18 protein-coding genes and 1 tRNA gene are annotated in these 18,701 nt (G+C 64.7%); 6 read left to right on the top strand and 13 right to left on the bottom strand.

Annotated features, from left to right (window positions below):
• Window positions 1-462 precede the first annotated feature (462 nt).
• From U1769_RS00535 to dapB, 4 genes are all read right to left on the bottom strand, one after another.
• A tRNA-Arg gene (locus U1769_RS00535) sits at window positions 463-539 on the bottom strand.
• A gap of 53 nt (window positions 540-592) precedes the next feature.
• Window positions 593-967, bottom strand: a complete 375-nt coding sequence (locus tag U1769_RS00530) for a hypothetical protein (protein ID WP_332710759.1) — start codon at window positions 965-967, stop codon at window positions 593-595.
• A 3-nt stretch (window positions 968-970) separates the two neighbouring features.
• Window positions 971-1,633 (bottom strand): endonuclease III, encoded by a 663-nt coding sequence (gene nth / locus U1769_RS00525; RefSeq protein WP_332710757.1) that lies wholly within the window; start codon window positions 1,631-1,633, stop codon window positions 971-973.
• A 13-nt stretch (window positions 1,634-1,646) separates the two neighbouring features.
• Window positions 1,647-2,375 carry a 4-hydroxy-tetrahydrodipicolinate reductase gene (gene dapB, locus U1769_RS00520; protein ID WP_332710756.1) on the bottom strand — a complete coding sequence of 243 codons (729 nt, stop codon included), beginning with the start codon at window positions 2,373-2,375 and terminating at the stop codon, window positions 1,647-1,649.
• A 227-nt stretch (window positions 2,376-2,602) separates the two neighbouring features.
• Here dapB and U1769_RS00515 point away from each other — a divergent pair, with 227 nt between their 5' ends.
• From U1769_RS00515 to U1769_RS00500, 4 genes are all read left to right on the top strand, one after another.
• Window positions 2,603-2,851 (top strand): HP1242/YdcH family protein, encoded by a 249-nt coding sequence (locus tag U1769_RS00515; protein ID WP_332710754.1) that lies wholly within the window; start codon window positions 2,603-2,605, stop codon window positions 2,849-2,851.
• The gene (locus tag U1769_RS00510) at window positions 2,851-3,174 is read left to right on the top strand and encodes a TraR/DksA family transcriptional regulator (protein WP_332710753.1); all 324 of its coding nucleotides are present in this window, start codon (window positions 2,851-2,853) and stop codon (window positions 3,172-3,174) included. The genes U1769_RS00515 and U1769_RS00510 overlap by 1 nt, the downstream gene beginning before the upstream one ends.
• 228 nt (window positions 3,175-3,402) lie before the next feature.
• Window positions 3,403-3,843 carry a DUF7674 family protein gene (locus U1769_RS00505; RefSeq protein ID WP_332710751.1) on the top strand — a complete coding sequence of 147 codons (441 nt, stop codon included), beginning with the start codon at window positions 3,403-3,405 and terminating at the stop codon, window positions 3,841-3,843.
• The gene (locus tag U1769_RS00500) at window positions 3,840-4,538 is read left to right on the top strand and encodes an NAD-dependent deacylase (protein WP_332710749.1); all 699 of its coding nucleotides are present in this window, start codon (window positions 3,840-3,842) and stop codon (window positions 4,536-4,538) included. The genes U1769_RS00505 and U1769_RS00500 overlap by 4 nt, the downstream gene beginning before the upstream one ends.
• A gap of 30 nt (window positions 4,539-4,568) precedes the next feature.
• On the opposite strand, the gene era is transcribed toward U1769_RS00500, so the two are convergent.
• Window positions 4,569-5,471, bottom strand: a complete 903-nt coding sequence (gene era / locus U1769_RS00495; protein ID WP_332710747.1) for a GTPase Era — start codon at window positions 5,469-5,471, stop codon at window positions 4,569-4,571.
• 223 nt (window positions 5,472-5,694) lie between these two features.
• Here era and U1769_RS00490 point away from each other — a divergent pair, with 223 nt between their 5' ends.
• Window positions 5,695-5,919, top strand: a complete 225-nt coding sequence (locus U1769_RS00490; protein WP_332710746.1) for a hypothetical protein — start codon at window positions 5,695-5,697, stop codon at window positions 5,917-5,919.
• A 300-nt stretch (window positions 5,920-6,219) separates the two neighbouring features.
• On the opposite strand, the gene U1769_RS00485 is transcribed toward U1769_RS00490, so the two are convergent.
• Together U1769_RS00485 and U1769_RS00480 are read right to left on the bottom strand one after the other, a co-directional pair.
• On the bottom strand, window positions 6,220-8,724 hold the full coding sequence (locus U1769_RS00485; RefSeq protein ID WP_332710744.1) for an ABC transporter permease: 2,505 nt from the start codon (window positions 8,722-8,724) through the stop codon (window positions 6,220-6,222).
• Complete coding sequence (locus U1769_RS00480; protein WP_332710742.1) at window positions 8,721-9,425, bottom strand: ABC transporter ATP-binding protein; 705 nt, start codon at window positions 9,423-9,425, stop codon at window positions 8,721-8,723. The genes U1769_RS00485 and U1769_RS00480 overlap by 4 nt, the downstream gene beginning before the upstream one ends.
• 18 nt (window positions 9,426-9,443) lie before the next feature.
• Here U1769_RS00480 and U1769_RS00475 point away from each other — a divergent pair, with 18 nt between their 5' ends.
• Window positions 9,444-10,103 carry an arylesterase gene (locus U1769_RS00475; protein WP_332710740.1) on the top strand — a complete coding sequence of 220 codons (660 nt, stop codon included), beginning with the start codon at window positions 9,444-9,446 and terminating at the stop codon, window positions 10,101-10,103.
• 643 nt (window positions 10,104-10,746) lie between these two features.
• Here U1769_RS00475 and U1769_RS00470 read toward each other — a convergent pair.
• From U1769_RS00470 to lepB, 6 genes are all read right to left on the bottom strand, one after another.
• The gene (locus U1769_RS00470) at window positions 10,747-13,359 is read right to left on the bottom strand and encodes an RHS repeat domain-containing protein (RefSeq protein ID WP_332710738.1); all 2,613 of its coding nucleotides are present in this window, start codon (window positions 13,357-13,359) and stop codon (window positions 10,747-10,749) included.
• Window positions 13,360-13,382: 23 nt separating this feature from the next.
• A complete protein-coding gene (locus U1769_RS00465; protein WP_332710736.1) occupies window positions 13,383-15,233 on the bottom strand; it encodes a hypothetical protein in 1,851 nt (616 codons plus the stop codon).
• 106 nt (window positions 15,234-15,339) lie between these two features.
• Window positions 15,340-15,996, bottom strand: a complete 657-nt coding sequence (locus U1769_RS00460) for an Ig-like domain-containing protein (protein ID WP_332710735.1) — start codon at window positions 15,994-15,996, stop codon at window positions 15,340-15,342.
• A 322-nt stretch (window positions 15,997-16,318) separates the two neighbouring features.
• On the bottom strand, window positions 16,319-16,609 hold the full coding sequence (locus U1769_RS00455; protein WP_332710733.1) for a PilZ domain-containing protein: 291 nt from the start codon (window positions 16,607-16,609) through the stop codon (window positions 16,319-16,321).
• A gap of 464 nt (window positions 16,610-17,073) precedes the next feature.
• A complete protein-coding gene (gene rnc, locus U1769_RS00450) occupies window positions 17,074-17,772 on the bottom strand; it encodes a ribonuclease III (protein WP_332710731.1) in 699 nt (232 codons plus the stop codon).
• Complete coding sequence (lepB, locus tag U1769_RS00445) at window positions 17,769-18,620, bottom strand: signal peptidase I (RefSeq protein WP_332710729.1); 852 nt, start codon at window positions 18,618-18,620, stop codon at window positions 17,769-17,771. Before lepB ends, rnc begins: the two co-directional genes overlap by 4 nt.
• Window positions 18,621-18,701: the final 81 nt, after the last annotated feature.

The following is an 18,701-nucleotide window of genomic DNA, read 5'->3' as shown; positions in this document are numbered from 1 at the left end:
ATCGCGGCTGACGAAGTCCCGAGGCGGATCAGAGACGGGTCGCGAGCGGCCGTGCACCGTGGACGGCCGGGCCGACAGTTTTCGCATGTCGCCTACCTAAAGCTGTCTAGCCACCACCGGCCCAGGTCCCGCCGACGTCTTTCTCGAGCTATCGCGCCAGAAGCGGTCAACAGACATCTCTGGACCGCCCAATACGAGGCTGGCACCATGCCCAGGCAGACGATCGCGGTGATTGGGAAGAAGTGTGGGAGTGCCGGGACCGCAATCTGTAAAAGCGACCGTGCAAAGCCACCGTCGGCGACACAATCGGGTCAAAATCTCAAGAACAAACGGAGCATGCGCGCGTCGCTTCCCGAGGGATCAGCGGGTGCGAATCGCAGTCTAGTGACCACGCCAGGCCGCCCCAGTCCGTCGCCACTTATTTGACGAGTTTTAGGCGCCAGGCGCTATGTCATTGAAAAATGGTGCACCCGACTGGATTCGAACCAGTGGCCTCTGCCTTCGGAGGGCAGCGCTCTATCCAGCTGAGCTACGGGTGCCTGGCCGCAGGCGCCTAGCAAAGCCTGCGCGCCGGCGCCAGCCGTTTCCGCATCTAGTGCTTCGCGACGAGCTTTATCGGCTGGAATTCGCCCAGGCCGCAGGTCGGGCCCTGGCTGAGCCCGTCGCCGCGCAGCACGGTGATCGTGTCGACCGAGCAGAGCTGGCCGATGCTCGTCCGATAGGCGAAGCGCTGGTCGAAGGTCAGGCCCGAGCACGCCGCCGGCAGGGTGTTGCGATAGATGCTGCCGTCGCGCATCTCGAAATCGATCACCCAGTCGTTGCGCACATGGCTCTGGCCGATGCGGCTCGTGGTGATGCAGCTTTGCGGCTTGCCTGTCGGCTCGGCCGCGGGAATTCGGTTGCGGTCCTTCGCGGCGCCCGGCGCGGCGATGGCGAGAACGGCAAGGGCAATCATGATCCTCTGCATGAATCACGCCTCCGCTGGGGCGCCGCGCTTCGGGGGCGGCGTCTTGGGTTTATAGGCGCACAGATCCCGCACCACGCAACGCCAGCATTCGGGCGTGCGCGCCTTGCAGACATATCTGCCGTGCAGGATTAACCAGTGATGAGCATGCAGCCGGAATGGCTGGGGCACGACCTTGTCCAGCACCAGTTCGACCGCCAGCGGCGTCTTGCCGCGCGCCAGGCCGGTGCGGTTGCCGACGCGGAAGATATGCGTATCGACCGCAAAGGTCTCCGCGCCGAAGGCGACGTTCATCACCACATTCGCGGTCTTGCGCCCGACGCCGGGCAGCGTCTCCAGCGCGTCCCGGTTGGCCGGCACCTCGCTGCCGAAATCGGCGATCAGCTTTTCGGATAGGGCGATGACGTTCTTCGCCTTGGTGTTGAACAGGCCGATCGTCTTGATGTGCTTTTTCAGCCCTTCCTCGCCCAGCGCGACCATCTTTTCGGGCGTGTCGACCTCGGCGAACAGCGCGCGCGTCGCCTTGTTGACGCCGACATCGGTCGCCTGCGCCGACAGCGCGACCGCGACGACGAGCGTGAAGGGGTTGGTATATTCGAGCTCGGTCTCCGGGTGCGGATCGTCCGCCGCGAGCCGCGCGAAGAACGCGACGACGTCCGCCCTCTTCAAAGGTGCAGCCTCTTCAAAGGTCCAGCACCTCGGCCATCTGATAGCGCCCGGCCGGCCGGGCGGCGAGCCACAGCGCGGCGGTGATCGCGCCCCGCGCGAAGATCTCGCGGCTTTCGGCGCGGTGCCCGATCTCGATCCGCTCGCCGGTGCCGGCGAACACCACCTGATGGTCCCCCGCCACCGATCCGCCGCGCAGGCTCGCAAAGCCGATCGTGCCTTCGGCCCGCGCCCCGGTCAGGCCGGCCCGGTCCGTCACCTTGGCCTCGGCCAGCGGAATGCCGCGCCCGGCCGCGGCCGCCTCGCCGAGCAGCAGGGCAGTGCCGGACGGCGCATCGACCTTGTGGCGGTGGTGCATCTCGACGATCTCGATGTCCCAGTCGGTGCCGAGCCGCGCCGCAGCCTCGCGCACCAGCCGCGCGAGCAGGGTAACGCCGAGCGAGACGGTGCCGGTCTGCAGCACCGCGATCTTCTCCGCCGCCGCGTCGATCAGCGCATGATGCGTGAGGCTGAGGCCGGTGGTGCCGACCAGGATCGGCGTGCCGGCCGCCACCGCTGCGGCCAGATTCGCCTCGAGCGCGGCCGGCACCGAGAAATCGACCAGCACGTCGGCTGCCTGCGCCAGCGCCGCCGGATCGCCGCCGGCATCGATCCCGCCCGCCAGCGTCGCGCCGAGATCGGAGACGACGCCCGACAGCGCCTGGCCCATGCGCCCCGCGCTCCCGATAATTCCGATCGCGGTCATTGCTTCAGGCTCCCCAGGTCACATCTTCTGGTCTGGCACGCCCGGTCCGATGCCGTGCGGCCGGCGGCGAAATGCCACACAGCGGCGACTTAGGACAGGCCTTCGCGCGGGGCAAACCTTCTCCTCGCCCGACCATGGTAAACGTTTGCCGACGGCGTTTGACTGAACGCAAATCGCCGCGAGTGCCGCGCGCTATGCTGGCCGCAACGAACAGGATGAGGAACGATATGAGCACCCCCGGACATGATCTCCACGCGCTTTTTCCCGCCGACGGCGCCGCACTCACGGCCCTGAAGCAGGAGAACGCCCATTTCCGCGCGCTCGCCGAGCAGGAGCATGTGCTCCAGAAAGAAATCGACCGGATCGACGCCGGGCTCGATCCGGCATCGGACGACCGCGCCGAGGAACTGAAGAAGCTGCGGCTCACCGCATTGGACGAAATCGCGGCGCTGATCGCGCAGTACAAGGCGGCGTGATGGCCGCGCACGAAAACGTCCGCCAGGCGCTGGTCGAGCGGCTCGCCGCGCTGCAGAGCCGTATCGATCGGATCGAGGCCGAGATGGCGCAGCCGCTCGAAGCGGACTTCGCCGAACAGGCCGTCGCGCGCCAGGACGACGAGGCCGAGGACGCCGTCGAGACGGCGGCGCTCGCCGAAATCGTCGCAATCCGCGCCGCGCTGGGGCGAATCGCGGACGGGACTTATGGCGAATGCGTCAGCTGCGGCACGCCGATTGCCCCGGCCCGGCTCGAAGCGCTGCCCACCGCCGTCACCTGCATCGCCTGCGCCAGCGGTAGTTGAAGGCGGGCGGGCAGGAGGGCTTGGGCGGAGACCGCGTGCTTCGACCGTCGGCACATGCCCGACGTCGTCGTCACCGGCGTCTCCGCCGAAAGCGGCCTCGCCACCTTCCGTGGGCCGGCGGCCTGTGGGAGGGGCGCCGCGTCGAGGATAAGGGCAACCCATAATCGATTATGCAAGCCATACTCGGGGTGTGGTTGCGATGGTGGCCTTACAGGTGGATGGTGAAGTATGACCACCTCCACCATAACAGCCTCGAATATGTTTACGCCGCTGTTGTCCGCAGACCGATTCTTCCGGTTGAGGTGGGAGGAGTTTGAAGCCGAATGGGGATCGGAGACTGATCCGCCCTATTATTTGGCGCTCAGCTCGCTTGCGGAGCATTTGATCGAGCGGTTGGGCGCTGGCGAGACCGGGAGTTTCGGAGCCGTGTTCAAGGTTGTCGAGCAGTGGCATATCCGTGGCGATACCTATGTCGCTGAAGCTGCGAGCATGGGCCTGCTTGAAAGCATCCAGAACGCCTTGGGCGGACAAGATCGCGGTTTCCGGTCGCCTAACGGCGTTCGGGCCAGTGACTTTGAGCGCTGGTTGGGGCCGATATCACGCCAATGGTGGGACAAGCTCTATCTCTATTGGAATGGCGACAGCACAACCATCCAACCCGATCGATGAGCGACATCCACAACATCGTCATCCTCACCGGCGCCGGCGTTTCCGCCGAAAGCGGCATTGCCACCTTTCGCGGGCCCGGTGGCCTGTGGGAGGGGCACCGCGTAGAGGACGTCTGCACGCCCGAGGCGCTCGCGCAGGATCCCGATCTCGTTCACCGCTTCTACGATGCGCGGCGCGCGGCGCTCGCAACGGTGGTGCCCAATGCCGCGCATCGCGCGCTGGCGCGGCTCGATGCGGCGTGGCCGGGCGCGCTTCTGATCGTCACGCAGAATGTCGATGATCTGCACGAACGGGCGGGCGCGGCGCGGCTGTTGCATATGCATGGCGAGCTGAACTCGGCCCTGTGCGCGGCGTGCACGTCGCGGGTCGAATGGCGCGGCGACCTCCCGCCCCGCACCGTCTGCGCCGCTTGCGGTGCGCAGGCGCTGCGGCCCGACATCGTGTTCTTCGGCGAGATGCCCTATGCGATGGACAGGATCGAACGGGCGCTGGCGGAGGCCGATCTGTTCGTCTCGATCGGCACGTCGGGGGCGGTCTATCCCGCCGCCGGCTTCGTCCAGACGGCGCGCTATCACGGGGCATGCACACTCGAGATGAACCTCGATCCCTCCGCCGGCAGCGCCTATTTTCACGAGACCCGCCTCGGCCCGGCCGGCGAACTGGTGCCGGCCTGGGTGGAGGAACTGCTCGCCTGAGTTCCTCCCCGGTCCGCCGGGGAGGAAGGATCAGTCGACCCAGTCGAGGCCCATCTCGCGATAGATGTCGCGTTCGTCGTCCCAGCCCGGCTTCACCTTCACGTGCAGGTACAGATGCACTGGCTTGCCCATGATCGCGCTCAGCTCGGTCCGGGCGCGCCCGCCGATTTCCTTGATGCGCGCGCCGCCCTTGCCCAGCACGATCGCGCGCTGGGTCGGCCGCTCGACCAGGATCTGCTGGTGGATCTCGACGGAGCCGTCCTCGCGCTCCTTATACTGCTCCGTCTCGATCGCGCTGGCGTAGGGGAGCTCGGCATGGAGCTGTAGATAGAGCTGCTCGCGCGTCACTTCGGAGGCAAGGCTGCGCTCGGTCGCGTCGGATACCTGGTCGGCCGGGAAATGCCACGGGCCCTCGGGCATCGCCTTGGCGAAGGTCGCCTTCAGCTCGGCCAGCCCGTCGCCGGTCGTCGCGCTGATGAAGAAGGTCTCGGCGAAATCGACGATTCCGTTCAGCCGCTCGGCATGAAGCAGCAGCTTGGCCTTGTCGGCGAGATCCACCTTGTTGAGGATCAGATATTTCGGCTCCGAGCGTCCCGCGATCGATTCAGCGATCGGGATCACCTTGGGCCCAAGCCCGCCCTTGGCATCGACCACCAGCGCGATCACGTCGGCACCCTCGGTCCCGCCCCAGGCCGCCGAAACCATCGCGCGGTCGAGCCGCCGCTTGGGTTCGAAGATGCCGGGCGTGTCGACCAGCAGCAGCTGAGTCTCGCCCTCGATCGCGACGCCCATCAGCCGGGCGCGCGTCGTCTGCGCCTTGGGGCTGACGATCGCGACCTTCTGGCCGACGAGCGCGTTGACGAGGGTGGATTTGCCGGCATTGGGCGCGCCGACCACGGCGACGAGGCCGCAATGGGTCTGGGATTCGGTCATGATTGCCTCAGGTGATCAACGCGACCAGCTGGGCGGCCGCGAATGGGGAAGGGCGCCCCTTACACCGATTCGGCACGGTTTGTCGAAAGCGCGCCCATGTCCGTGTTTTTTCTCCTATTAAATCTGTCGGAATTGCGACATAGGAAAGGCCGATTGGTCGGGCCGGGGAGGACGAGCGTGGGGCGCGTCCGGGCGCCGGTCCGAATCGCCACGGAGTATAATCATGAAGAAGCTCGTTATCCTGTCGCTGACCACCGTCGCCGCGTTCGGCCTCGCTGCCTGCAGCAAGACCACCACCACCGAGAACACGACGATCACCAACGAAGTCACGCTGAACAGCGAAGAGCCGATCCTGGAAGAGAACGCCGCCGTGATCGACGCGAACCTCACCGCCGTCGACAATGCTGTTGCGCTCGACACCGTTGGGAACGTTTCCAACAGCAACTGAGGAACGCCGGCGCCCCGCGCCGACGCTCCGGTCCGACGCCCTCCAGGGGCGTCGCCGAACCGAAAGGCCGCGCTTCCCGACCGGGATGCGCGGCCTTTTTCATGATCGTATCAGCCCGCGCCCATTGCGCGCCGCAATCTCGTCTCACGCCCAAGCCGGTCTGTCGCAGACCCAAGCAGGACTATATATCCCATCGAGTAGATAGGAATTAGAGTGGCGGCTGCCGAGGCTCCCTAGCGCACGGCATAACCTTTGGCCCGGCGCCCGCGTGCCGGGCCATTTTTCGTCAATCCGCGAGAATTACAGGGAGCGCAGCGCCCGCGCCGGCCGTGCAGCAAGCGCGGGGAGCGAGCCGAGCAGCCCGATCACCAGGATCACGCCGGTGCCGATCGCCAGCGTCGCCAGCACCACGCCCCAGTCCGGCGCCCAGGGCAGCTCGAACAGCATCGTCACGACATACCACCCCGCCGCCGCGCCGATGCCGAGCGCGACCAGCGCGACGATGATCGCCAGCAGCGCATATTCAGTCGCCTGGACCAGCAGGATCTGCCGCCGCGTCGCCCCGAGCAGCTTGAGCAGCACCGCATCATAGACCCGCGCCTGCCGCGCCGCGAGCACGGCGCCGACCAGCACGGCGATGCCCGCGACGATCGCCACCGCCGCCGCCGCCGCGACCGCCGTGGCGAGCTGGCCGAAGAGCGCGCCGACCGTGGCGATCACGTCGCCCACCCGGATGAGGCTGCTCGACGGAAAGGCCCGCGTCACCGCGCTATTGACCGCTGCCTCGCGCGGCGCCGGCACCGTCACCGTCGCCATATAGTTGAACGGCGCGCCGTCGAACGCATGCGGCGAAAAGATCAGCACGAAATTGAAGCCCATCGTGCCCCAGTCGATCTCCCGGAAAGAGGCGATCCTGGCCGGCAGCTCGACGCCGAGCGCCGAGACGGTAATGCTGTCGCCGATCTTCAGCCCGAGCAGCCGCCCGGCCTCCGCATCCATCGAGACGAGCGGCGGCCCGGCATAGTCGCGCGCCCACCAGCGCCCGGCGGTGATGCGGTTGCCGGCCGGCAGATCCGCGCCGAAGGTGAGGCCTCGGTCGCCGCGCAGGATCCACGCGCCTTCGGGAATGGATTTCATGTCGGCCACGCGCTTGTCGTTCAGCGCCACCACCGGCCCGCGCAGCGACGGTACCGCGCGGATATCGGCGCCCGGCGCCGCCCCACGCACGATGTCGCCGAACCGGTCGATTCCGTCGGCCGGCACGTCGAGCACGAAGAAGCTCGGCGCGCGCTGCGGCACGGTGCTGCGCAGCGCCCCGGCCAGGTTGCTCTGGATCACCGCAAGCGTGACGAACAGGGTGAGGCCAAGCCCCAGCGCCAGCACCAGCCGGTCGGTCTGTGCGGCGGGCGCGTGGAGATTGGCGATGGCGAGCCGAAGCAGCGGCCGGCGCGATCGCGGCAGCCGCGCCGCGATCGCGCGGATGCCGAGCGCGAGCAGGCCGAGCAGCAACACCAGCCCGGCCGCCGCCCCCAGCACGCTCGCCGCGAACCCCGGATCGCGCGCGGTGAAGATCGCCAGTGCCGCGGCCGCCGCCAGCGCGCCGCCCGCACCGGCAATTACCGGGGCGGCGATTCGCCCGCGTCCCTCGACCGCACCGCGGAACAGCGCCGTCGCCCCGATCCGCCGCGCCCGCGCCAGTGGCGGCAGGGCAAAGGCAAAGGCGACGAGCGCGCCGAACGCCGCGGCCTGCAGCAACGGCCCGGGATAGAGGCCGATGCGCGGCGGCACGGGCAGGGCGGAGCCCGCCACCACCGAGACGATCATCGGCACCAGCGCCCCGAGCACCAGCGCCAGCCCGATCGCCGCGGCCGAGACCAGGGCGATCTCGATCAGGAAAATCCGCACGATCAGCCGCGAATCCGCACCCAGCGTCTTCAGCGTGGCGATCGCGCCCCGCTTGCCGTCGAGATAGGCGCCCACGCCATTGCCCACGCCGATCCCGGCGATCACCAATGCGGTCAGCGCGACCAGCGTCAGGAACTGGCCGATCCGTTCGATCGATCGCCGCGCGCCGGGCGCCCCGTCGCTGCTGTCCTGAACGCGCCAGCGGCTTTCGCGGAATCCCTCGGTCAGCTGCTTCGCCGCCGCGGTCGCGTCGATGCCGGGCCGCGTCGCGATGCGATAGCGCCAGTCGTACAGGCTGCCCGGCTGGATCAGTCCGGTCGCGGCCAGCGCGCTCATGTCGATCATTGCCGGCGGGGCGAGGCGAAAGCCCTCGCCGATCTCGTCCGGCTCGTCGGCGATCAGGCCGGTGACGGTCAACGCCGCCTCGCCGACGCGCACCGTGTCGCCCACGCGCACGCCAAGCCGCCCGGCCAGCGCCGGATCGAGCGCGATGCCGCCCGGCCGCGCGGCCAGCGCTCCGGGCGCAAGCGTCAGCTTCCCGACCAGCGGATAGCGCGCATCGACGGCCTTCAGCGCGGCCAGCGTCGCGCGCGCGCCATCGGCTCGCGCCACCATTGCGTTGAGCTTCGCGCTTTCGGAGATCGTGCCGAGCCGCGCGATGGCGGCATGTTCGGCCGGTGTGGCGCGGCGCTGCGACAGGCTTACCGCGATGTCGCCGCCCAGGAATTCCCGTCCCTGCGTCGCCAGCGCCCCGGTCAGCGCGGAGGAAAGGCTGCCGATCCCGGCGATCGCCGCGACGCCCAGGAACAGGCACACCGCCAGCAGCCGCAATCCGCCCAGCCCGCCGCGCAGGTCGCGCAGCGCCAGCCGCCAGGCCAGTGCGATATTGCCGGCACTCACGCCGCCGCGCTCGCCGTCCGGCTGTCGGCGGCGATCAGGCCGTCGCGCATCTCGATCACCCGGTCGCAGCGCTTGGCCAGGGCCGGATCATGCGTGATCATCAGCAAGGTCGTCGCGGTCTCACCGCGCCGCGCGAACAGCAGGTCGAGCACGGAGGTGCCGGTCGTGCCGTCGAGATTGCCGGTCGGCTCGTCGGCGAACAGGATCGCCGGGCGCGGCGCGATGGCGCGGGCGATCGCCACGCGCTGCTGCTCGCCGCCGGAAAGCTGCGCCGGATAATGGCCGAGCCGGTGGCCCAGCCCGACGGCCTTCAGCTCGCTTTCGGCCCGCGCAAACGCATCGGCCACGCCGTCCAGCTCCAGCGGCACCGCGACATTCTCCAGCGCGGTCATCGTCGGCAACAAATGAAAGGCCTGCAGCACGATGCCGATCCGCCCGCGCCGCGCCAGCGCCAGCTCGTCCTCGTTCAGCGCGCCGAAATCGGCCCCGGCGACATGCACCGTCCCCCCGGTCGCGCGCTCCAGGCCGGCCAGCACCGCCATCAGGGAGGATTTGCCCGAACCGGATGCGCCGAGCAGCGCGACGCTGCTGCCGGCCGCGATCTCCAGGTCGATGCCCTTCAATATCTCGACCCGGGCTTCCCCTTTGCCCAGCGCGAGGGTGACATCGCGCGCACGGATCGCGATATGCTGGTCTGTCATGGCTGATGGATGATCCGAATGAAGCGCAGGAATATGGCATATGGCGTGGCACGATCGGTTCTCCAAGCGCTCGCGCTGATATGGGCGGTGCTGCTGGCCGCGCCGGCGAGCGCGCAGGGGCAGGACAAGCTCGTCCTTGCCTTTGGCGACAGCCTGATGGCCGGTTACGGCCTGGCCCCGGCCCAGGCCTTTCCCGCGCGGCTCGAAGCGGCGCTGCGCAAGAGTGGGGTGAAGGTCCAGGTTCGCAACGGCAGCGTCTCGGGCGATACCAGCGCGGCCGGCAAGGCGCGGCTCGCCTGGGTGCTGAACGCGCTGAAGCGCAAGCCCGATCTCGTCATCGTCGAGCTCGGCGCGAACGACATGCTGCGCGGCCTGAGCCCGGCCCAGACCCGCGCGAACCTCGATGCGATCCTCACCGAGCTGAAACGCCGCCAGATCCGCGTGCTGGTCGCCGGCATGCGCGCCGCCCCCAATATGGGCAAGGCCTATGCCGCGCAGTTCGAACCGATCTTCCCGCAGCTCGCCCGCAAGCACGGCGCCGCGCTCTACCCCTTCTTCCTCACCGGCGTCGCCGCCCAGCGCCCGCTGCTTCAGGCCGACGGCATGCACCCCAATCCGCGCGGGGTCGAGGTGGTCGTGCGCGGCATTGCGCCGCAGGTGGCGGGGTTGCTGAGATGAGGGGGGCGACGGCATTTCTTGACCGTATCCGAGTATTGTCGCCGCCGTAATAGAAGATCCCGCATTATAGAATGGTTGGCTGGAACTCCAATCGCTGGCGCCATCGTGAGCCTCCCCTTACTCGCTGCAACGAATGAGAAAATCAGCGCTTTGAGAGTCTCACCGTGGGGCGTAAGCCGCGCACGTTGGTAATTCAATTACACAATGTCCGGGGACTCTTCTGGCATTGATTGAAATTATTTATATTGAATATTTCATTAAAATTTAGGCAACTATGCAGGTTACGCGCGTCGCGTAGGGGAAGTTTTCAGCAAATATGCGAAGCTCCGTTATCGAAGAAGCGACACTTATCTCACAAATTACTTTCGTATCTGATCTATTTATGGACAATATCTGACTTGAAGTCTGAATATGCCCAGAAAATACCATTTCGCCGACTGCGCGTCGGCCGTCATCAGTTAGAATAATATCGACTTCCCCATCATATTCTCCTATTGTCCAAATAGATAGACAGTTCTTCGTCACTTGAATGGCCGACGCACCTGTATCGTCTGGCACGACGAGATTTTCACTTTGATCGTAGACAAAAAGTACGCCGTTTGGAACGGTATAGCTCTTTACGCAGGTGTATAGCATTTTATTTCTAGTCCCGCTTTCTCACTGCCGCAGTCACTTCTCCCGCCTGTCGGCGACTACACGCATCACAATGTGGGTAAAGCCGTTGCGAAGCACCAGCTGGCTTCAGCGCAGTAGATTGTTGATGGTCCGGGATCCAATTTCCTGATCTTGTGCCCGGGGTGCGAGCGCCACATGTGTGACAGCCCCGTGCGTTGCCTTCAGCGTTTACCCCTCGACGCTCAGCGGCTGTGGCCCGTGGACCGGAAGCCGGTACTCCTGGACCTGCATTAGGGCCAGGCTTCAGCGTAGAAACGCCGTTTTGTGCTCGGGGCGGGGATGCGCTTCGATCAATGCCGCGAGCCGCGTCTGTTCTTGCCGCGCGCGCGCGATCCCCGTCCGCATTTTGGTGTTCTATGTATATGAAAACACCGACGCCGACAGCAATAGCGGCAATGTCGGCGAGAGGGTTCTCGGGGCCGCCCCCAGCTGCATCGGTCTCGAGCGCAGCCAAAAGAGCTCTTGCGGCGGCGGAACTACCGTCCAGTTCTCCACTGGGGTCGCGCCCGTCGACCGGATCATTGCCGACATAGGCATAGAGATCCATCTGGTCCTTGTAGCCGATTGGATCGGTCTGCAGGAACCGTCCCAGCCGCGCGGAATAGATCCGCGCCTTGTAATAATACATGCCGAGATCGGGCAGCCAGGCCTGCCCGGTATATTCGAACCGGCCGATATTGCCCGAGCCGGGCACGCCATATTCGTCATAAGTGTTGATTGCGGTCGGATTGCCCCAGCAATCGGCCTGCGCGACGATCGAGCCCTGATGATCGCTGTGCAGAAAGCGCGTCTGCGAACAGTCCATTGCGCTACCGCCATCCGCCAGGATCGGCTCGTCTTCCAGCGGGCCATGGACATAGCGCGCGATCGTCGCGCCCGAGTCGTCATATTCAGCGACCAGCGCATCGCCATCGTAGAGGAAGCGGGTCGTGCCTGATGCCCCACCAGAGGTCTGAAACAGCCGCCCGAGCGGGTCGTAAACCATCGTCGTCGTCAGCGTTCCCGCCGCCGCGACGAGCCGGTTCTCGACGTCGTATGTGAGGCTCGTCCCGCCGGTCGATGCCAGATTGCCGTTCGAATCATAGCCCAGCGTGCCGGCACCGACCGTGACATATTGGTTGAGCCCGTTGGCAACATAGCCCGTTGTCCCGGCGACATAGCCCGCATAGGCATAGGCGTCGTTCGAGCGGCCCTGGCTGACGATCTGGCTCGCCGGATTATAGCCGAAGCTGGTGGTGGCGTTCGCGCTGCCGCTGGCGAAGGACTGGCTCTCCGATGCGAGCCGCGAGATCGGATCATAGCCATAGCTGGTGCCGCTGCTGCCGCGGAGCGTGGCCGTCCGCCGCCCCTGCGGATCATAGGGGATCGTCAGGAAGGGCACCGTTGCGACCGTCGCCGTATGCCAGGCGGCGTTGGTCATCCGGTTGAGCCCGTCATAATTGTAATCGACATAGACACCGTCGGGATGAGTCAGGCGGGTGCGGTTGCCGTCGGCGTCATATTGATAGCCGAGCGTCCGGCTGAACCCCGCCATGCTGATATTGCTCGAGGTCATCCGCCCGACCGCATCATAGGCCTGGGTCACCCCGTCGCTGCCGGCCGCGCCACTGTCGAAGCGCGCCGAGAGTCGAAGCCCACGGATGTCGTAATCATAATAGACATCGCGCACCGCCCAGGAAGGCGGGGTGGTGCAGGCATACCCGGCGACGCAGGCGCCGCTGACCAGCTTCGACGTCATCCGGTTGAGCGCATCGTAGCCGTAGGTCAGCGTCCGCCCGTCTCGCTTCCTCAGGCTCGTACGGTTGCCGTTGGCGTCATAGGCATATTCCTCATAGTCGTTGGCGCTAACGCTGCCGGCGACGGTCGTAGACGGGAAACGCCAGCGGATCTGGCGGTCTTGGCCGTCATAGTCATATTGAGCACGGTTGCCGTTGGCGTCGGTTACATATTGCTGTTTACCGTTCGTTGTGTAGCCATAGCCGGCGTAGACCTGCTCAAGCGGGGTGCCAAAGGCCTTGCGGATCTGGATGACCTCGCCCCCGCCATCATAGACCAGCCTAGTTATCCGATCCGGGCCGTAGCTCCCTTGGACACCGAGCGCGCAGGCGCTCGCCGGCCGCGAGGCGAAGGCAGCCGGGTTCATTCGGACGGCGGTACATTCGAGCCGGCCAACGGCATCGTAGCTATACTGGGTCAGGATATAGGTGAGGTCGCCTGACCCGCTTGTCGTGACGGTGCTTTCGGTGACCTTGCGGTCCATCGGATCAAATGCCGTCTTCACGGACTTGAAGACGGTGAAGCCTATCCAGTCCTTCGGTTCGATCGATTCCGGCTGCCACGCGGCAAGTTCGCCCGTGTCGATCTGGATAAGCCGCCCCGCCGCGTCGTAGCTGTTGCGCACAGCGGCATGGTGCAGTGGGCCTGCCCCGTCGGGGTCGGGGGAGATCTCGCCCGTCAATCGCTGCATCTTGTCGTAGCGATGGCCGGCGGTGAACGGCGACGCTGTCGACTGCGCCATCGCCGCGCCCGGCCATGCCAGCGGCAGCAAAGCGGCGACGGCGCGAATCAGCATCTTGCACATTGTGCCGCTTCTCCCGAAACTGCTCATGGACAGCTCGTCAGGCCGGCGCGCGGCGCCGTTTCCGAGATATTGTTTCCGTAATCATCATAGCTGTAGCAGGTGCGCAGATTGAGCTTGCCCGGTCCCTGATCCACCACCTTGGCGCGGCGCAGGAGCGTGTTTGGCGTCCCGGCGGCCCCATATTCATAGGTCGTCACGACCTTGACAGCGGCCGGTGCCGTCGAGCAGGCCGCGGCACTGCTGCCGGGCGCTCCCTCGCACATCGTCTCGCTCGTCAACATCGAGACCGGGCTCGCCGCCGCCACTAGCGATCCGGCGCTATTCTTCACATAGGCATAGAGGTCAGCATAAGTGAACAGCTTCACTGTCCGGATGTTGTGCGAGTCCGGCGGGCCAACCTCCGACACCATCTGGCCATTTGCGTTATACTGCATCGCCGTCACGTTTCCGCGCGGGTCGGTAATGGTCCTTGGCTTGTCGCACGTCATTGAAGATGCAGTGCACGGATCAAAGGTCTGATGGCGCGCGAGAGTGGGTCCACCCGACGGCTTAGGGTAGGCAGTCTCATCCAGCACATTGCCGGCTGCGTCCCGGGTAGAACTCACATAATTGAGCTCCGGCCACTGCGCCTGCGTTTCCAGGCCATCCTGATTTACCTGGAAATTATAAACGTGGTTAAGCGGGTCGATCCACTGAACAAGAGCATATTCTCCGTCGCGAAGTGTGTTCTGAGAATAATACCGATTTACTATTCCGCCGGGCTCCGTAGAGGTAACCAAGCCGGCGGATATATTGTATGCGTAGTTCGTGGTTTTATCTGGAAGGATCGCGCTCGTCACACGATAGTCTGACCCCATGGAGCAGAGCGCGAAGTTCGGAATGTTTGGGTTTTGCACACAATTTGGCAAATAGCTGAATAGATACTTAATGCTTTCGACCGCGCTGTCCGGATTGGTGATCGACAAGGTCGAAGATGGGCCACTCGTGCTGCGATAGACCGTCACGCCACCCGTTGCGTCGGTAACCGATGTCGTACCGATGACCGGAGGTGCTGTGGGTGAACCACTTGAGGTGTAAGCGTAGGATGCGGTCGGCCATGGATGCGATAGCGCACAGCTATCCGCATCCGGATCACAATATTCTATGGAATTGTTGATTGCCTTCGCGGATACCCGTCTGCCCCACCAGCCCTGAGAGACGTTATTGCTCTCATAGGTGAATTTGATTTGATATCCGGTGTTCGTCGTTACAGACTGAATACGAAAGACCGGATAATATGTTTGTGGAATCACTTTGTAGTGAATAGTCCAAACTACACCATTTCCGTAAGATACAGAGGTCGCTAAACGGTATATTTGCTCGGAGTTATCACCGAACGCGCCATATTGATCCCATATCAACAGGCCAAATGTTACCTTTGTGCCATTTTTTTGCTTATAGATGGGTCCCGAAGATTCGGAGAATATAAATGCGCCGGGTGAGACACCAAAGCTTCCGAAGCTGTCTCCAGTCGGACCAAAAGAGGCGCTAATCGACTCGGGTATATCCATGATGTTGTTATCAAGATATGTGCTGTCGAAAGAGTCCCGAAAGATCCCGCCACTCAGATATCGCGCTAAATGCAGTCCATTCTCCCCCGGTGGACCGATGTCCAGTTCGGCACGTGAATAAACTGGATTACCAGTCTTCACATCTACGCCATTTGCGTCGATCCGCGGGCCTTTGGGCGGCGGCGGTAGTTGAGCCAGGGTGTGAGCGCTGATCGAAGCGGCGAGCAGGATCGAAATTCGACAAAATCCGCTGATGCATAGCGGAAGACGTTCCGATATAAAATACCGCTCAAATTTGGGTGCAGTCCTAATTGAAATCATCATTTCGGTCCCGAAGATAATGGTTCCCGTATTGAGTTATTATATATATTAGATTTCGCTCTTAGAGCATCGCGCCAACATATGGATTGAAAGCTTGAAGCGGAACGCATCACTCGGCGCCACCTCCGCTGCACGTCAGTGTCGGCCCGGTAATATGCACCGTAAGCGTGCCGGTTGATGCCGCGCCCAGACTGTCCCGGACCACATAGCTGAAAGTCGCGGTGCCCTTGTCCCCCGCGTCAACTTGTACCGAGGTGCTGCTGATGACCGTCGCCACGGTATCCGATCCGCCCGTGACGGATTGCAGCGAAAGCGGCACATTGTTGTCCGGATCGCTGTCGTTCGCCGTCAGGTTCGCCGTCGCGCTTGTCCAGCAACGCAGGCTCAATGAGTCCGCCACCGCGACTGGCGGCAGATTGGTCGGCGTCGGTGTCGGCGTTGGAGTGGGGGTTGGTGTAGGGGTTGGAGTGGGCGTCGGGGTCGGCACAGGAGTGGGTGTCGGCGTGGGCGTGGGTGTGGGCGTCGAAATGGACGTCGCGCAGGCTGGCGCGCCGCTCGTTCCGACGAAATATTGTGTTCGGTTGCCTGCCGGATCGAAGCAGGTCGCCATCGTCACCCCGCCGCTGGGGCCGCCCGCACGATTAGTCGTGACCAGGCGGCCAAGGGCGTCATAGGTATAAATGGTGTTTTCGGACGCTCGCGCCGAGGTTCCGGCAACAAGCACCGCGGGTGCTACTCCGCACAGCAGCAACCAACGTGCTGGCATCCGGCTATCCCTCCTCCGTCGCCCGAGTCCAGCCCGAACAATCAGTCAAGGTTCAGCTATCGGGCCTGAGTCGTCAATTGCCAGGCAGGACAGATAGATCGGATTCGGTTTCTTTAAACGACTCTGTTTGCTGGATTAATCGGCGGCGGAGATGTTTTACGAGAATCATGGCGGCAGGCAGGCACAACTCATGGTGCCGCTTTGGCGCAATCCTTGAATTGTAATTCCGTGCCGCCGTCTGGTTCAGCGCGATATCCGACTGTCCACTCGGTCACATGCCGGCCTTGGCAGTTGCATTTCCGGCTGCTTCTCCTCACGCCAGTTAAGCAATCAGCTCCCGCATGATCTCGCGCGGCAGGGATTCGTCGAAGCGGCATCCCATGCGGCCGCCCTCGCTCCAGATCACGGTCGCGGCGAGCGGTGCGCTGCCGTTGAGCTTGAGCAGGAGCCGCTCACCCGGTGGATGCTTCACGGATGCCTGGAGGCGGCAGCCATAGGTCGAGATATCGCACAGGGTCGCGGTTGCTTCCCGGCCGCGCGAGCGGGCCGTCGCCCGGCTGATATGCACCGGATAGCGCGGTTCGGCGCGCCGCTCGAGCGACGCTGCTGCCACGGTGCGATAGTGCGATGCCCTCGACGCCATAGATTTCCCACCCTCGCCAACGGGATAGCGCGGTATCCGTGAGTAAATCGTTAAAAGCGGCCGGTGCGGTCCGATCACCCGATTCAATTCGCCTCGCCACCTCGGTTATCCTGCGCGGTCGCGCTTTTCCGTTCCCGGAGGCGCTCCTGTAAAGGATCGGGATCGGCATGCACGTACCAGACAAGCCGGCTAATCGTCGACCCATTCTCATAAATCGGGAAGTATTTCGCGATTTTTCCGACCTATTCGAACGCCGTCCGTGCAATGTTCGGCGCCCACCGCGGCACATGCGGACCACCAATACAGTCCATCGACTGAAGGCGCCAAATAAAGCGACCGCAAAAAACGGGTCGACGTGGCCTCACAAAAGTCCCCGGTTACTTGCAGTCCGACAGTATCGGGCCGGTCCCGTTACTTGCGGCCGCCACGCGGTGCTAGCGCGGCAATTTCTCCAGCAGCGCCTGCGCCGCCAGCCGTTCGGCCTCCTGCTTGGAGCTGCCCGTCGCGATCGCCTCGGCCAGCGCGCCGATCGAGGCCTTCACCGTGAAGCGCGGCGCGTGGTGCGGGCCGGATCGCTCGATCACTTCATAGGCCGGGGTGCGCCGGTTATGCGCCGCGGCCCATTCCTGCAGCGCGGATTTGGGGTGCTGCGGCGCAGCCGATCCCTGGATCTTCACCCGGTCGCCCCAGGCATTGCGAATCGCGGCCCGCGCGGCCTCCAGCCCGGCATCGAGATAGAGCGCGCCGATCAGCGCCTCCATCACGTCGCCCAGCACATTGTCGCTGTCGGCCGCCCCATCGTCGCGCGCCTGCTTGCCGAGCTTAAGCTGCGCGCTCACCCCCAGCCCGCGCGCGACATCGGCGCACACCGCGCCCGTCACCAGCGCGTTGAGCCGCTTGGACAGCGCACCTTCCGGCTCGCCCGGGAACAGTTCGAACAGCCACTCCGCCATGCACAGGCCAAGCACGCGGTCGCCCAGGAATTCGAGCCGCTCGTAATTCGCCGCGGCCTGGCTGCCATGAGTCAGCGCGCGCTCATAGCCGGCCAGCGCGCCCGGTCGGTGGCCGAAGGTCGATGAGATCCACCCGGCGAGGTCGCCGCCCGGCCCGGTTTCGGGCCGCGCGCCGCTCAAAAGCCTTCCCCGATCCTCGACCAGCGCGCCGCGGTGAACCAGGTCCAGGGCAGCAGCCAGCTGGCCGAGCCGTCGGTCGAGAAGAAGGAGACGAGCGCCTTGCCCTCGATCCGGTCCATCGGGACATAACCCATGCCCATCGGCGGATCGAACCGGCTGTCGCCGCTGTCGTCGCGATTGTCGCCCATCACGAAGACGGTGCCGGCCGGCACGGCATAAACCTGGGTGTCGTCCGCCCCCGGACTCATCCCGCGGTCGAGCACGTTATAGCTCTTGCCGTTGGGCAGCGTCTCGCGGAACTGCAGGTAACGGCAGATCTGCTTGCCCTGCGCATCGGCGTCGAGGAACTCGGCCGGGCACTCGCTGCCCGCCGGATAGTTCGGCGTGATCGGAATCGTGAAGTCGGCGATGCGCTCCTTGGGGATCGCGGTGCCGTTCAGGATCAGCTGGCCGTTCCGCATCTGCACGGTATCGCCGGGCAGGCCGATCACGCGCTTGATCACGTCATGGTCGCCGCCGGGTCCGCGGAAGACGACGACGTCGCCGCGCGCCGGATCGCGGCCGAGGATCCGCCCGGGGATCAGCGGCACGCTGAACGGCAGCGAATGGCGCGAATACCCGTAATTCCATTTCGAGACGAACAGGTAATCGCCGACATAGAGCCGCGGCAGCATCGATTGCGACGGGATGTTGAACGGCGACAGGATGAAACTGCGGAAGATCAGCACCGCCAGCACCAGTTTCACCAGGAAGATCAGGGTATCGCGCGTCTCCGATTTCGGCTTCGCCAGCGCGGCGGTGGTCGCGGGCGAGGGATCGGTTGCGGGCATGTCGTCGGTATCGGCCATGCGGCGCGGTTTGCGGTGGCCGGGGCGGGGCGTCAAGCCGCACGCCCGCTCGTGACGTCACATATGTTCCCCACCATGTTC

The sequence above is a fragment of the Parasphingomonas zepuensis genome, from assembly GCF_036663735.1.
Classification (GTDB): Bacteria; Pseudomonadota; Alphaproteobacteria; order Sphingomonadales; family Sphingomonadaceae; genus Sphingomonas.
The sequence above is the reverse complement of the archived record's forward strand: the minus strand, read 5'-3'. Positions and strand labels throughout refer to the sequence as shown.